Source organism: Goodfellowiella coeruleoviolacea (assembly GCF_024171785.1).
GTDB lineage: Bacteria > Actinomycetota > Actinomycetes > Mycobacteriales > Pseudonocardiaceae > Goodfellowiella > Goodfellowiella coeruleoviolacea.
On sequence record NZ_JAMTCK010000010.1, the window covers coordinates 222,983 to 237,517 of the forward strand.

Annotated in this window: 17 protein-coding genes; 6 read left to right on the forward strand and 11 right to left on the reverse strand. The window is 69.3% G+C overall.

What is annotated here, in order from left to right; translation table 11 throughout:
• Nucleotides 1-2: 2 nt before the first annotated feature.
• Entirely contained in the window at nucleotides 3-785 is a 783-nt protein-coding gene (locus LX83_RS22365; RefSeq protein WP_253774721.1) for a glycerophosphodiester phosphodiesterase family protein, read from the reverse strand.
• A 71-nt stretch (nucleotides 786-856) separates the two neighbouring features.
• Between LX83_RS22365 and LX83_RS22370 the strand changes: the two genes are divergently transcribed.
• Nucleotides 857-1,216: a hypothetical protein gene (locus LX83_RS22370; protein ID WP_253774541.1), complete on the forward strand. Its 360-nt coding sequence runs from the start codon at nucleotides 857-859 to the stop codon at nucleotides 1,214-1,216.
• Between the two features lie 215 nt (nucleotides 1,217-1,431).
• Nucleotides 1,432-2,112, forward strand: a complete 681-nt coding sequence (locus tag LX83_RS22375) for a VOC family protein (protein ID WP_308204024.1) — start codon at nucleotides 1,432-1,434, stop codon at nucleotides 2,110-2,112.
• Nucleotides 2,113-2,119: 7 nt separating this feature from the next.
• Here LX83_RS22375 and ligD read toward each other — a convergent pair whose 3' ends face one another.
• The 3 genes from ligD to LX83_RS22390 are packed head-to-tail and all read right to left on the reverse strand — an operon-like array spanning nucleotide 2,120 to nucleotide 5,022.
• Complete coding sequence (gene ligD / locus LX83_RS22380; RefSeq protein ID WP_253774543.1) at nucleotides 2,120-3,043, reverse strand: non-homologous end-joining DNA ligase; 924 nt, start codon at nucleotides 3,041-3,043, stop codon at nucleotides 2,120-2,122.
• Nucleotides 3,044-3,054: 11 nt separating this feature from the next.
• Nucleotides 3,055-3,969: a non-homologous end joining protein Ku gene (ku, locus tag LX83_RS22385; protein WP_301328685.1), complete on the reverse strand. Its 915-nt coding sequence runs from the start codon at nucleotides 3,967-3,969 to the stop codon at nucleotides 3,055-3,057.
• 54 nt (nucleotides 3,970-4,023) lie between these two features.
• Entirely contained in the window at nucleotides 4,024-5,022 is a 999-nt protein-coding gene (locus LX83_RS22390) for a tyrosine-type recombinase/integrase (RefSeq protein ID WP_253774547.1), read from the reverse strand.
• 20 nt (nucleotides 5,023-5,042) lie between these two features.
• Between LX83_RS22390 and LX83_RS22395 the strand changes: the two genes are divergently transcribed.
• From LX83_RS22395 to LX83_RS22405, 3 genes are all read left to right on the forward strand, one after another.
• Complete coding sequence (locus tag LX83_RS22395; protein WP_253774549.1) at nucleotides 5,043-5,603, forward strand: hypothetical protein; 561 nt, start codon at nucleotides 5,043-5,045, stop codon at nucleotides 5,601-5,603.
• A gap of 1,049 nt (nucleotides 5,604-6,652) precedes the next feature.
• Nucleotides 6,653-7,612, forward strand: coding sequence for a TolB family protein (locus tag LX83_RS22400; RefSeq protein ID WP_253774551.1), 960 nt, complete (start codon nucleotides 6,653-6,655; stop codon nucleotides 7,610-7,612).
• A gap of 213 nt (nucleotides 7,613-7,825) precedes the next feature.
• Nucleotides 7,826-8,455, forward strand: a complete 630-nt coding sequence (locus LX83_RS22405; protein ID WP_253774553.1) for a DinB family protein — start codon at nucleotides 7,826-7,828, stop codon at nucleotides 8,453-8,455.
• Nucleotides 8,456-8,533: 78 nt separating this feature from the next.
• On the opposite strand, the gene LX83_RS22410 is transcribed toward LX83_RS22405, so the two are convergent.
• Nucleotides 8,534-9,166 (reverse strand): TetR/AcrR family transcriptional regulator, encoded by a 633-nt coding sequence (locus LX83_RS22410; protein ID WP_308204025.1) that lies wholly within the window; start codon nucleotides 9,164-9,166, stop codon nucleotides 8,534-8,536.
• Nucleotides 9,167-9,496: 330 nt separating this feature from the next.
• Here LX83_RS22410 and LX83_RS22415 point away from each other — a divergent pair, with 330 nt between their 5' ends.
• Complete coding sequence (locus LX83_RS22415; protein WP_253774555.1) at nucleotides 9,497-10,021, forward strand: CGNR zinc finger domain-containing protein; 525 nt, start codon at nucleotides 9,497-9,499, stop codon at nucleotides 10,019-10,021.
• Between the two features lie 30 nt (nucleotides 10,022-10,051).
• On the opposite strand, the gene LX83_RS22420 is transcribed toward LX83_RS22415, so the two are convergent.
• The 6 genes from LX83_RS22420 to LX83_RS22445 form a co-directional block, all read right to left on the reverse strand.
• The gene (locus LX83_RS22420; RefSeq protein ID WP_253774557.1) at nucleotides 10,052-10,312 is read right to left on the reverse strand and encodes a Prokaryotic metallothionein; all 261 of its coding nucleotides are present in this window, start codon (nucleotides 10,310-10,312) and stop codon (nucleotides 10,052-10,054) included.
• A gap of 70 nt (nucleotides 10,313-10,382) precedes the next feature.
• Nucleotides 10,383-11,648 (reverse strand): SPFH domain-containing protein, encoded by a 1,266-nt coding sequence (locus LX83_RS22425; protein ID WP_253774725.1) that lies wholly within the window; start codon nucleotides 11,646-11,648, stop codon nucleotides 10,383-10,385.
• 17 nt (nucleotides 11,649-11,665) lie between these two features.
• On the reverse strand, nucleotides 11,666-12,094 hold the full coding sequence (locus LX83_RS22430; RefSeq protein WP_253774559.1) for an NfeD family protein: 429 nt from the start codon (nucleotides 12,092-12,094) through the stop codon (nucleotides 11,666-11,668).
• Nucleotides 12,095-12,177: 83 nt separating this feature from the next.
• Nucleotides 12,178-12,990: a DUF3097 domain-containing protein gene (locus tag LX83_RS22435; RefSeq protein ID WP_253774561.1), complete on the reverse strand. Its 813-nt coding sequence runs from the start codon at nucleotides 12,988-12,990 to the stop codon at nucleotides 12,178-12,180.
• A gap of 71 nt (nucleotides 12,991-13,061) precedes the next feature.
• Nucleotides 13,062-13,856, reverse strand: a complete 795-nt coding sequence (locus LX83_RS22440) for an SCO1664 family protein (RefSeq protein WP_253774563.1) — start codon at nucleotides 13,854-13,856, stop codon at nucleotides 13,062-13,064.
• Between the two features lie 10 nt (nucleotides 13,857-13,866).
• A complete protein-coding gene (locus LX83_RS22445; RefSeq protein WP_253774565.1) occupies nucleotides 13,867-14,433 on the reverse strand; it encodes a DUF3090 domain-containing protein in 567 nt (188 codons plus the stop codon).
• Nucleotides 14,434-14,535: the final 102 nt, after the last annotated feature.

The window sequence follows — 14,535 nt, forward strand, 5'->3', positions numbered from 1 at the left end:
GATCACCCCGCCCGCCACACCCCCCGATCCCGCAACACCGCCCGCAACACCTCCGGCCGATCCGTCACCAACCCATCCACCCCCAAATCCAACAACTCCCGCATCCGCCGCTCACCGTCCACCGTCCACACATGCACCTCCAACCCCCGACCATGCGCCACCCGCACCAACCGCCGATCCACCACCGTCAACCGACCACGCCGCACCGGAACCTGAGCCAACCGACCCCCCACCAACGCCCGCACCGGCACCACCGGACACCGCGCCGCCGCCCACAACACCCCCACCGACCTCGGCCCCAACGACGTCAACAACCCCGGCCCCACCAACCGCCGCAACCGCGCCAACCGCGCCTCCGAAAACGACGCCAAACACACCCGATCCACACACCGCATCCGCCGCAACACCCGCACCACCGGCTCCACCGCCGCATCCGACTTCACATCGATGTTGAACAACGCCTCCGGTAACTCCTCCAACACCTCCTCCAACCGACACACCTCCTCCCGCCCCGCGATCCGCGCCCGCCGCACCACCGACCACCGCTGCGCCGCCACCGCACCACCCCGATCCGTCGTCCGATCCAACACCGCGTCGTGCTGCACCACCACCACACCATCCGCCGTCGCGTGCACATCGGTCTCCACATACCGATACCCCTCAGCCACCGCCCGCCGAAACGCACTCAACGAGTTCTCCATCCCCGCCAACTCGCCCACATGCCACCCCCGGTGCGCGAACGCCCTCGGATACGGACCCCGCAGAAACGCATGCTGATCAGCCATCACACCCAGCAGTCTCCCCTGGCGGCGTGGCGCGCCGATGGCCAGGACATGGCCGGCTAGCGTCGCGGCCCATGGACCTGGTCACCGAGACCACCCCCACCCACCGACGCGACGACACCCGCCACTGCGCCTGGTGCGGCCGACGACTGCCCACCACCGGCCGCGTCGGCCGCCCCCGCCGCTACTGCGCCCAACCCTGCCGACAACGCGCCTACGAACGCCGCGCCGCCGTCCACCGCGGCGGCCTCCCCGACGACGCCGTCATCCTCTCTCACGACGAACTCGCCGACCTGCAGGACCGCCTGTTCCAACTGCGCTGCGCCGCCGAGGACATCCTCACCGCCCTCACCGACGGCGCCACCCACGGCGAACTCCACACCCTCGCCACCAACATGGTCACCACCGCCACCGACCTGGAACGCCTCCGCTGACCCACACCAACCAGCACGACCCACCACACAAGCCCGCAGCCGGGGGAGAAGCACCACCCCACAACACACCACAGAAGTAGCCCACAGTCACCACCACCCCCCACCAAACCCCTCAACGACGCACCGTTACCCCCAAAAGGAGCATTGTCCGGTCACACTGACCGCATCGAGGATGGGGACGATCATCACCCCACCAGCCACGAGGAAGCCACCCAGTGTCCCACGACAGCCCCGTCCGCGGCCTCCGCCGCATCGAGCTGCGCGCCACCAACCCCGCCGCTCTCGCCGACTACTACCAACAACTCCTGGGCTGGCTCATCCTCACCGCCAAGGACGACACCCTCACCTGCTGGGTCGGCGAACGCCAAGCCGCCCACATCCGCACCCCCCAACCCCACGAACAACCCGGCTGGCACCTCATCTTCAGCGGCCCCAACCCCCGCACCCTCACCGACACCACCCACACCACCGCCCACATCCACCACGGCCGCGCCCAACACGGCCCCTGGGCACCCCCACCCCGCCCCGGCGAACCCTGCTGGACCGAACTCACCACCCCCACCGACACCACCCACGACTACTGGGCCACCGAACTCGGCTGGACCAACACCACCCCCGGCCTCTTCCACGCCTGCGGCCCCGACGGCCACACCCACCGCCCCATCGCCAGCCACACCCACCACCCCCACACCAGCACCTGGACCTGCTACTTCGCCGTCCACGACGTCCACAAAGCCGCCACCCTCGCCACCGAACTCGGCGGCACCATCCACACCCCACCCCACACCCACCCCACCGGCCTCACCACCACCATCACCGACCCCGCCGGCAACACCTGCGCCCTCCTGCAAACACCCCCCGCCTGGGGCGGCACCACCCACACCACCACCCCCTGAACCACCCTCACCCCACATCCCCAGGCAACCGCCCCACCCCCGACGCCAACCCCGCGAACAGATCACCCACCTCACCCACCCGCTCCACCACCTCACCCGCCGTGAACAACACATCCTCCGGCACCCGACACCCCGCCACCTCCGACCACCGCAACGGCGCCGACACCCACGGCCACTCCCGCGCCCGCAACGAATACGCCGCCACCGTCGTCTTCGCCGGATTGTTCTGACTCCAGTCGATGAACACCTTCCCCACCCGACGCGCCTTCGCCATCACCGACACCACCTCACCCGGACACTCCCGCGCCAACCGCTCCGCCACCGCCCGCGCATACCGACTCGTCAACTCCGGACCCGACACCGACACCGACACGTACAACTGCAACCCCTTCGACCCACTCGACTTCACAAACGCCACCAACCCATCCGCGGCCAACAACTCCCGCAACCGCAACGCCACCCCACAGCACTCCACCACCCCCGCCGGCGCCCCCGGATCCAGATCAAAAACCAACAAATCCGGCACCCGCACCTCACCCCGCCGCCCCACCCGCCACTGCGGCACGTGCAACTCCAACGCCGCCAAATTCGCCACCCACACCAACGTCGCCAGATCATCAACCACCACAAAATCAGCGAACTCCGCCCCCCGCGAACTCCCCGGCGTCGGCACCCGCACCGTCCGCACCCACTCCGGCGCATGCCGAGACACGTTCTTCTCAAAAAACGACCCACCCACCACCCCGTCCGGAAAACGCCGCAACGTCAACGGCCGCCCCGCCAAATACGGCAACAACACCGGCGCCACCCGAACGTAATAATCAATCACCTCACCCTTGGTGAAACCCGCCTCCGGATACAACACCTTCCCCAAATTCGTCAACCGCAGCCGCCGCCCCAACACCTCCACCCACGTGCTCTCCTCAACCACACCCCACCCCCTCACGCCGTGCGCTGGCCGCCACCAGCACGCCGCCGCCCCCCACCACCCGCCGAACCAGCCTTCTTCCCCCCACCGCCCCCAGCCGCCCGCCGCTGCTTCGACTCCGCCCCACCCGCACGCCCACCCGACGCCGCCCCCGCCCGCGACGACCGCGCCTGCTCCACACTCCGCTCCAACGCCGTCATCAGATCAATCACCTCACCCCGCTGCGGCTCCGCACCCCGCTCCGGCAACTCAGCCCCCGCCGCCTTCGCCTCGATCAACTCGGCCAACGCCTCCCGATAATCATCCTGAAAATCACCAGGATCAAACGCCCCCGTCATGCTCTCCACCAACGACGACGCCATCCGCAACTCCTGCGGACGAATCTCCGGCTGCTGATCCAAAAAACCAAACTCCGGCCTGCGCACCTCATCCGGCCACAACATCGTGTGCAACACCAACACATCCTCCCGCGCCCGCAACATCGCCAACGTCTCCCGCTGCCGAATCGTGATCTTCACCACCGCCAACCGATCACTCCGCTCCAACGCCGTCCGCAACAACACATACGGCCGCACCGCCGCCCGATCCGGCTCCAAGTAATAACTCTTCTGAAAGAAAATCGGATCAACCTCCGCCGCCGGCACGAACTCCACCACCTCAATCGCCCGATCCGTCGCGATCGGCAACTTGTCAAAATCATCCTGGTCCAACAACACCACACGACCATCGTCAAGCTCATACCCCTTGACGATCTCGTCCAACCCCACCTCCGCACCACACGCACTGCACACCCGCCGATACCGAATCCGCCCCGCATCCACCCGGTGCACCTGGTGAAACCGGAAGTCATGCTCCTCCGCCGCGGTGTACAACCGCACCGCGATCGTCACCAGACCAAAGGAAATCGCTCCCCGCCACATGGACCTCATAACCACTGCGTACCCCGCACAACCCCACCCACAGCCACACCTCACCCAGCTGAGTCAGTCCGGGGGAGCCGGCACCACCACCTCACCCAACTTCCGATACGTCCGATTACTCGCCGCAGCCGCCCGCCGCTCCCGCGCCGTCGCCTCGATGTAGCTCTGCGTCGTCGCCAAACTCGCATGCCCCAACAACGCCATGATCTCCGACGCCGACGCCCCGTCCTCGGCCAACCGCGTCGCGAACGTGTGCCGCAACGCGTGCAGATTCGCCCCCGCCGGCACCCGGTCGTGCAACCCCGCCCACCGGTAACACGACCGCACCAGGTACTCCAACGCCCCACGACCAATCGGCTCACCCCGCCGATCCCGCAACAACGGCGCCGACCGACCGAACCGCCCCTGCGGAAACCGCCGCCGACACGACTCCAGATACCCCTCGATGACCCGCTCCATCGCCGGCTCGACCGGAATCGACCGCTCCCGACTGCCCTTGCCCGCCACGTGCAACCGCCGCTCACCCGACCGACCCACCAGCGACCCCACCACCAGCGACCGCATCTCCGCCGACCGCAACCCCGCCACCAGCCCCAACGCGATCACCAACACATCCCGCTCCGGCCACGGATCACGCGCCTGCCGACTGCCCTCGGCGGCCGCCGCCAGCAACTGCTCCGGCGTGTCCTCCCCGCGCAACGGCTTGGGGGACAGCGCAGGCGCCTTCGGCCGATCCACCGCCCCCATCGGATTGCCCGGCAGGATCTCCTCGGACACGCAGAACGTCAGGAACTGGTTCCACGTCGACCACGCGCGCAACACCGACGACTTGGCATGGCCGTCAGCGAACAACCCGAACGCCGCGCGCAGCGCGCCGACCGTGAGCTGGTCGACACCGAGCTGCTCGACCGGTGCCCCCACCACCTCGGCCAACAGGGCGGAGATCCCCGCCAGGTCACGGCGGTAGGCCGCGGTGGTGTGCGGGGAGTCCTTGCGGGGGCGGCGGGCAAGGAAGAAGGCCTCCTGGGCGTCCAACACACGCATAGCGATCTTGTACCGCATCAGGGTGACTTCGCGCAGCGGTGACGGACACGCCAACACCGGCCGGCGCCGGCCCGGCGGGGGAGACCCCAGGAAAAGCGGAAACCGGCGCGATGGGCGTCAATGCGGTGAATTCGCTGATTCCTGGTGCATACTTCGGGTTTGTGGGCACCCCGGAGGAGTCAGCAATACCCGCGGCGATAGCGGGACCGCGGTGCTGTGCCTGGTGTGGCTACTTCCCGGACAACCCGCACGAGTGGGAACAGATGCTGGCCGACCAGCTCGTGGTGTGGCTGGTGCACACCGGCGGAAAACTCGTGGAACGCCGTTTCTGCATCCGCTGCGCGCCCCGGGAATTGTTCGTGAATCTGGAATGCGTCTGCTGTCGGGACGGCCCGCTGGTGGTGGGGGAGCGGGGTACGCCACCGGCCTTGTTGACCAAGCTGGGGGAGCGGGTGCTGGCCGGCCAGGGGTGGAGCGTCAGCGCTTCCGGCGTGCTGATGTGCCCCCGATGCCGGTGGGGCACCCAGGAACCCGGTCGGCCGTTATCCACCGCGTCGACCGCGGTGGAGGCACCAGCCCTGACCGAGGTCGGCACCTGAACGGTGAGCGGGTTGCGGCCGCGACACCAGACTTCCACTGGCACCAATCACCACCACATCTTTTGATGGATAATGTTTATTATCCATCAAAAGTGCCCAGGGCGGTCGCGACTCCCGTGGGGGACCACGTGCCCCGCCAATGCCTCCCACGGTCTCAGTCCAGCTCGGTTTTCCATCGCGTCCACCCGCGCACTGGTCGCGGTGGCATTTCCGCGGATCGGCTCTGCGGATCGGGCCGACCAGCGGACTGGCGGCCGCCAATCCCGCCAATCCCGCCGAGCCGCACCGACAACGGTCGTCAGCAGATCGCGCGCACCACGTGATTCAGGGATGCCCGGCCACAGGGGCAGAAACGTCACTGTGACGATTTGGCGGCCTTGGGTGAGCAGGTTCACCGGGGTGGCTCAGGCGCGCCTCCCGGAACGCGCCGCGGTACCCGGCACCGCGCCCGGCGCTGCCCACGCCGCCGCGTCGGCGGCCGCGGTTGGCGTTGTCGGGCGGCTGGCGTCGTCGCCCGTCCTGGCCGCCGCGGCCGGCGCCGCCGGTGTGTGTCGTCGCGGGACGCGCGACTCAGGGCCCCGGGGCACAACTGTCCATTGGGGACGCCGGAGCGGTGTTGGTCGGCTGATCCCGGTGGGCTCGAACCGCGTTTGCCCAGGTCACGACTTAGCCGATAATCGACATTATGTTAAGTAGACGTGCTGGCGGTCCTCCCCTCCGGTGAACGCCAGCGGCCGTTGGGTGGGCGGCATCCTGGTGCGCGCGGCGGTCGACGGCGGTGTCCGGCCGAGGCGCGTGCGGCTGGTCGGCTGTTCCGGTCAGTCCGGTGCCCGGAACGAGTGGCCTGCGCGCCAGGGGCTTCGTCAAGGTCATCTCCCGCGGGACCATCGGTCGACCAGACGCGACCTGTGCGCTGAGAGGGGGACGTTCTGATACCCGAAAGCGACCAGCGGCTGGCGGTCCAGCTCCTCCTGCCCGGTGCGCATGCCCTGCGGACCGGGCAGGGACATGTTCTGGCAGGCGCGGCGAAAGGGACGAAAGGACCCGCCATGCAGCACCTCGTTCTCGTAGCCACATCGCTTCCCGCACCCACCACGTCCGCGCGCCACGGCCAGGGGTTCGGCAGGCGGCTGGCGGCGCTGGCCGGTGGTTTCGCACTGGCCGTGATGGGGGTGCACGCCCTACCGGCGCCGGCGTGGGCCGCCTTCCCCGGCGACAACGGCAGGATCTACTTCACCGACCAGGACACCGATTCGGACAAGGAGATCTACTCGATCAACCCGAACGGCTCCGGGCTGACCAAGATCACCAACAACAAGGATGACGATTCCAACGCGGCGGTGAACGCCGACAACACCAGGATCGCCTTCACCCGGCTCTCGTCCGGGTCCAACCAGCTGTGGACGATGAACGTCGACGGCAGCAACCAGACCCAGGTCACCAGGGGCGAGAGCATCGCAGACGGCCCGATCGACTGGTCGCCGGACGGCACGAGGATCGTCTACACGGACTCCTCGTCCACCCTCACCACCATCCACCCCGACGGCACCGGTATGACCTCGCTGGGTGTGAAGGGGTCCGCGGCGGCCTGGTCGCCGGACGGCACGAGGATCGTCTACGCCGACTCCTCGGACAACATCGCCACCGTCAATGTCGACGGCACCGACGCCACCCAGTTGACCAGCTACGAGTTCCCGCAGTTCGCGGGGGCGCCGGACTGGTCCCCCGATGGGACGCGGATCGTCTACTCGTGGACGAGCTTCTCCCCCTCCGCTTCGCAGATCTACGTCATGAACGCGGATGGCTCGGATCAGGCTCGCCTGACCAACGACACCGCGTTGAACGGGAGTCCGTCCTGGTCACCCGATGGCAGCAAGATCACCCTGACCGTGACCGACGATCCCGGTGTGATGAACGTCGATGGCACCGGCAAGTCAGTGCTGGCCGCTATCCCCGGTTTCGAGTTCGTCACCGACTGGGCCGCCAGCTCCGGTGAGGACGTGCGGTGACGCCGTCCCAGCCGTGACCTGTTCCCTGGACACCCGCACGTGTGCCGCTGACCGTGGTGGCACCACCGTTGACTGCTGATCCCCTGCTCATTGCCATCCGCGGGCGCGTTGGGTTGTCACCACGCGCCCGCGGGCCTGTTCGCGCGGTCGTCGGGTGACACCGGGGTGATCGTTCGCGGCAGAAGGTGACCAGCGGCTGGCAGGCTCTGGCTCATGAGTGATGACTGTGTCAAGGCGTACCTGCACGAGTGCCTGCGCTGGGTGCGGGAGGCGGTGCTGGCCAAGCTCGACGGGCTGTCCGAGTACGACGTGCGCCGTCCGTTGACGCCCACGGGAACGAACCTGCTCGGTCTGATCAAGCACCTGGCGACCTGGGAGGCCAGGTACTTCGGTGAGGTTTTCGGCCGTCCGTTCCCCGGTCCCCTCCCCCGGTGGGACGACGAGGCCGAGCGCGGCGCTGATCTGTGGGTGACCGAGCACGAGACGCGTGCCGAGGTCGTGGACCGCTATCGGCGGGTGTGGGAGCACGCCGACGCGACGATCTCCGCTCTGGGCATTGACGCGCCCGGCCGTGTGCCGTGGTGGGCGGATCCGGACGTGACGCTGTTCAACATCCTGGTTCATGTGCTGACCGAGACCACTCGGCATGCCGGGCACGCCGATGTCCTGCGTGAGCAGCTTGATGGTGTGGTCGGGCTGGACGCGGAGAGCATGGTCCCGTCGGGGCGGCGTGCGGCGTTCTGGGCGAACCGGCGTGCGCGGATCGAGCGGGCCGCGAGCGCGGCTGAGCTGCGGGCGGGTGTGTCGTCGTCGGCTTCTCCCCCGGTTCGGCCGCAGCGCTGAGGTGTTGGGGGAACGGGCGTGACGGGCCGGGGAGCTGGGTGGTGAGTGCCTCGGGCGGTTGGGTCGGGTGTCGGGGGGTCAGTGGGGGTCCTGGGGTGGGGTGGTGGCCGCGGTGAACAGGGCCAGGCCGAGTTCGTCGGGGTTGGTCATGCCGATGGTGTGCAGTGCCTGGTCGGGTAGGGCGAGCAGGGAGATGGCCAGGCCCAGGAAGTAGGCGTCGAGGAGGCCGGCTTCGCGGGGGGTGGTGGGGAGGCCGACGGTGTGGTGCAGGGCGACGGCGGAGTTGGCGTTGGCGACGGCCATGCGGCCGAGGGCTTGGCGTACGCGGGGGCGTCGTACGGCTTCGAGGTAGAGCTCGAACATGGCCAGGATCTGGGTGGGGTCGGTGAGGGCGCGGCGCAGCAGTGCGGGGTAGAGCCAGCTGACCTGGGTGGCGGAGACGGAGTCGGGGGTGCTCTGGTGGAGTTGTTCGACGGCGACGCGGTGTTGGTCGGCCATGCGTGCGGCGGTGGCTTCGAGCAGGCTTTCCCGGGTGGGGAAGTAGTTCTTGGTGGTGCCTTCGGGGACGTTGGCTTCGCGGTCGACGGCGCGGTGGGTGAGGCCGCGGCCGCCGTCGCGGGCGAGCACGGTGATGGCGGAGTCGCAGAGGAGTGCGCGTCGGGTGCCGCGTCGTGTCGGGGGGTTGTGGTGGTGTTGTGGTGTGCCTGTCACGGGTGAATCACCCTAGCTGTGGTACCACAGGTGTGGTAGTTGGGGTGGGGGGGTCACGGTGTGCTGTGGTGTGGGTGCGGTGGGTGAGGGTAGCGGGTGTGGTCGCCCTCGGCGAGGGGTGTGCTGAGTTGGCAGGTGCCGGCGGTGGTGAGGAGTTGGTTGTTGAGGCTGATCAGCCAGGTGCCGCAGAGGCAGCGCAGGTAGCTGATGGTGCCGTGGGAGCTGGGGTGGGTGGAGGTGTGGGGGGTGGTGGGTGTCCAGTGGCAGTGTGGGCAGTGGTGGGGTCCCCCGGTGGTGGCGTGCATGGTCTCAGCGTGGTGTCATGGGTCAATGCATTTCAACCCTTACGGGGGGTCGGGGGCTGAGTTGGCCGCCGCTCTGGTCAACGCGGTCCCGCTGGCGTCGGGCGAGGAGTTGGTGGCGTTGTTGCGGGAGCATGACTACAAGCCGTTGGTCACGCCGCTCCCCCAGGACGTCACGGCGTTGCAGGGCTGGGCGGAGCGGTTGCGGGAGGTGTTCGGCGAGCCGGACCAGGATCGGCAGGTTGATCTGGTCAACGCGCTGCTGGCGGATGCGACGACCCAGCCCTACATCTCCCGGCATGATGGGCGGCCGCCGCATCTGCACTACGCGCGGGAGGACGCGGGTCTGGTGGCGCGGTTGCGCGCGTTCACCGCGGCGGGGCTGGCGCACCTGATCTGCCAGGACGGTTCCCGGCTCGGCCGGTGTGGTCGGGCCGGTTGCCCGGTGGCGTATGTGGACACCTCCCGCAACGGGCGGCGTCGGTTCTGTTCGACGCGGTGCGCGAACCGGGTGCACGTGGCCGCGCACCGCACGCGGCGCGGCGACGGGTGAGGGTGTCGCCGCGCCGGGTGGTGGGGTGGGTCAGCCGGGGTGGGCGCCGACGGTGTCGCGGATCTGTTGGCCCAGTGTGGCCGCGCCTTCGCGGGCGCAGTGCGCGCAGCAGAAGAACCGGCCTTCGACTTCGACGCCGTGGCCGACGATCCGGCAGTGGCAGTGCTCGCATTCGGGTGCCAGCCGGTGGATGGCGCATTCGAAGGAGTCGAAGGTGTAGGTCTGGCCGCTGACCGTGTGCACCTGGAAGGACATCCAGTAGTCGTTGCCGCAGACATCGCAGTTCGCCATTGGCCCAGGTTGCGCTGGGTGGGCGGGGTCGGCAACCGGACTGTCCCCCACCCGGTGGGCCGGGTGGGGGTTACTGGGCGGGGCGGTTCTGCGGTGGTGGTGGCGTGGGGTGGGTGGGTCGGGGTGCGGGTTGGGCGCTGGGCTGTGGGCTGGGCGCGGTGGGTGGGGTGTGGGGTGGGTTCAGGGCGGGTGGTGTGGTGGGCGCGGGTGGGGTGGGTTCGGGCTTGGTGGTGGCCAGGGGTGGGGGCACTTCCTGGCGGGCGACTTCCTCGGCGGCGCGCACGGCTTCGGCCACGCGGGGGTCGCTGGAGGTGTCGAACCAGTCGGCGATGGAGGCGTCGTCGTCTTCGGGCTGGGTGCGGGGTGGTTCCTCGGCGGGGGGTTCGTAGCGGAACACGCCGTCCTCGCCGGGGGCGCCGAGCATGCGGGCGAAGCCTTCCAGGGCCTTGCCGAACTCGGTGGGCACCAGCCACACCTTGTTGGCGTTGCCCTGGGCCATCTGTGGCAGCGTCTGCAGGTACTGGTAGGCCAGTACTTCAGGGGTGGGGCGGCCGGCCTTGATCGCGGCGAACAGCTTCTCGATGGCCTTGGCCTGGCCCTGGGCTTGCAGGTAGCGGGCGGCGCGTTCGCCTTGGGCGCGCAGGATCCGGGACTGGCGTTCGGCTTCGGCGGCCAGGATGGCGGCTTGTTTGGCGCCTTCGGCGGCGAGGATCTGGCCCTGTTTCTGGCCTTCGGCGGTCTTGATCGCTGATTCCCGTTGGCCCTCGGCGGTGAGGATCATGGCGCGCTTCTCCCGGTCGGCGCGCATCTGCTTTTCCATGGAGTCCTGGATGGAGGGCGGGGGGTCGATCGCCTTGAGTTCGACGCGGGCCACGCGGATGCCCCAGCGGCCGGTGGCGTCGTCGAGCACGCCGCGCAGCTGGTTGTTGATCTGGTCGCGGGAGGTGAGGGTGTCTTCCAGGCTCATTCCGCCGACGACGTTGCGCAGGGTGGTGGTGGTGAGCTGTTCGACGCCGATGATGTAGTTGGAGATCTCGTAGACGGCGGCGCGGGGGTCGGTGACCTGGAAGTAGACGACGGTGTCGATGCGCACGGTCAGGTTGTCCTGGGTGATCACCGGTTGGGGTGGGAAGGACACCACTTGTTCGCGCAGGTCGATGCGGGCGCGGACGCGGTCGAGGAAGGGCACGAGGAAGTTCAGGCCCGGGGGTGCCACGGTGCGGAACCGGCCGAGTCGTTCGATGACCGCGGCTGTGGCCTGCGGGATCACCAGGACCGACTTCACCGCGATGGTGATGACCAGCAGGATGACCACGGCCAGGACGATGTAGGTCACCAGTTCGGTGTTCACGTTCAGGGTTCTCCCCATACGAGGGCCGTGGCGCCCGCGATGTCCATCACGGTGACCGACTGGCCCGGTTGTAGCACCTGGGTTTCGTCGTAGCTTCTGGCCGACCACACTTCGCCGCCGATGCGGACCTGTCCCCCGTGGTTGTTCACGGTGGACAGGACGGTCGCGCGGGAGCCGACCAGGGCTTCGGTGTTGGACCGGTAGTGCTCGCCGGCGTGCAGGCGTCGTTTCAGGGCGGGGCGGGCCAGGGTGATCAGGCCGAGGGAGGCCAGTGCGAACACCACCAGGCTGCCCACGATGTCCGCGCCCAGGGTGGTGATGCCGGCGGCGGCCAGCGCTCCCACGCCCAGCATCAGCAGCACGAAGTCTCCGGAGAGGACTTCGACGGCGATCAGCAGGACTCCGGCTATCAGCCACAGCAGTGCGGCCATGGCCTCATGGTGGCAGAAACCGGTGGGGGTGACCGGCGCTGGTGTCGGACGTGATCCACACGTGACCTGCTGTGGGGTGGGTGTCAGTCGCTGGTGCGGGTGACGAAGTCGATGAGGCGTTCCACCGCGCCGATCAGGGGGGTTTCCAGGTCGCGGAAGTCGGTGACGGCGGCCAGCACCCGCGCCCATCCCTGGGCCGGGTCGGCCCAGCCCAGGGCCGCGCACACCCCGTCCTTCCAGGATTGGCCCTTGGGCACGCTCGGCCAGTGCGGGATGCCCAGGCAGGCCGGGCGGACCGCCTGCCAGATGTCCACGTAGGGGTGGCCGGTGACCAGCACGTCGGCGTGGGTGATGGCGGCGACCAGGCGGGATTCCTTGCTGCCGGGCACCAGGTGGTCCACGAGCACGCCGAGCCGGCGGTGTGGTGCCGGCTGGAAGCGGGTCACCTGCTCGGCGAGGTGGTCCACCCCGTCGAGGGGCTCCACCACGATCCCCTCGACGCGCAGGTCGTGGCCCCAGACGCGTTCCACCAGTTCGGCGTCGTGGCGTCCCTCCACCCACAGGCGGCTGGCGCGGGCGGTGCGGGCGCGCAGTCCGGCCACGTGCCGGGACCCGGACGCCGACCGGCGGGGCGCGGTCGGGGTGGTGGGTGCGGGTCGGACGAGGGTCACGGGCTGGCCGTCCAGCAGGAACGCCGCCGGGCGCAGCGGGAACAGCCGCTGCCGGCCGTGTCGGTCCTCCAGGGTCACCTGGTGGGTGTCCAGGTGCACGACGGCGCCGCAGAACCCGGAGGTGGCGTCTTCGACGACCAGTCCGGCCTGGGCTGGCACCTCGGGCACGGTGCGGCGGCGGGCGCCGGTGGCCAGGATGTCGGGTCCGTAGTCGTGGGCACGCATGGGCTGGCACCGTAGCCGGGTGGGGTCGGGGGTGTGCGGGTGCCACGCCGGGTGGTGGCGGGGCTGGTGGGTCAGAACGCGGGCCAGGGAATGGGGGGCCAGTCCTCGGAGGGCTCGGGGTAGACGGGGGCGGCGAGCAGGGCGTCGGTGCGGTCGGCCAGCGCGCGCAGTTCGGTGATGGTGAGGTGGTCGGCGAGGTCGTCGCCGAGGGTGGTGTCCAGGGCGGTGCGTAACCGGTGCAGTGCGGCCACGGCCTGTTCGGGTAGTGGCTCGCCCAGCCAGCCCCACAGCACGGTGCGCAGCTTGTTCTCGGCGTGCAGGCAGATGCCGTGGTCCACGCCGTAGACGGAGCCGTCCAGGGCGTGCAGGACGTGGCCGCCCTTGCGGTCGGCGTTGTTGACGACCACGTCGAAGGCGGCCAGCAGGCGCATCTGGGGGTGGTCGGCGTGGACGAGCACGGCGGGGGCGCCGGAGCGGTCCCTGGCGTGCAGCACCACGCGCCACCGGTCGGGGACCTTCTTCTCGGGCAGCACGTCGACGAGGTCCTCGTCGTCGCGGGTGTCCACCCACAGTTGCACCATGCCGGGTCCGAACGGGCCGGGGCGCAGCACGGTGGGGGGTACCAGGTGCAGGCCGATGGCGTCGGAGATCAGGTAGGTGGCGACCTCGCGGCCGGCCAGGGTGCCGTCGGGGAAGTCCCACAGGGGGCGTTCGCCGCGGATCGGCTTGTACACGCACTGCGCACTGACCCCGTCCAGGGTGATGTCGCAGAACAGGGTGGTGTTGGAGGCGTCGACCAGTCGGCCGGTCACCTCGATGTGCCCGTGGGTGAGCAGGTCACGGGCGGCGGGGTCGCGGGGCAGCACCTGGGCCAGCCTAGCTGTCGCTGGTGCGGCGGTAGCCGTTTTGACGTGGGCAGATGTGGCCTTCGGGGTCGAGGGGCTCCCCGCACAGCGGGCACGGTTTGCGGCCGGCGTTGACGACCCGGTCGGCGCGGGCGGCGAACGCCCTGGCCTCGGTGGGGGTCAGGAACACCCGGACGGCGTCGGGGCCTTCCTCGGTGTCGTCGAGCACGACCGCCTCGTCGATCTCCTCCTCGGTGGCGGCCAGCAGTTCGATCACCACGGCGTGGCTTTCGGCGTCCCAGCCCAGGCCCATCGTGCCGACCCGGAACTCCTCCTCCAGGGGCAGTTGCAGGGGTTCGGTGTCGACCAGGTCGTCGGGGGCCTGGTCGGGGACTTCGGCGCCGAAGCGTCGCCGGACCTCGTCCAGCAGTGAGCCGATCCGTTCGGCCAGCACGGCGACCTGCTGTTTTTCCAGCAGGACGCTGACCGTCCTGGCTTCTTCGGTGGCTTGCAGATAAAACGAGCGCTCGCCGGGTTGCCCGACGGTCCCTGCGACGAACCGGTCGGGCTGGCGGAAGACATGAATGACACGAGCCATGGCACCGTCGACCCTAGGGCACGCCGGTCCGCTCGGCAGAGCCTCCCCCGTTCTCCCTCAGCTGAACCGGGTCCGGTTGGCGCGGTGGCCGCTGGTGGCGTG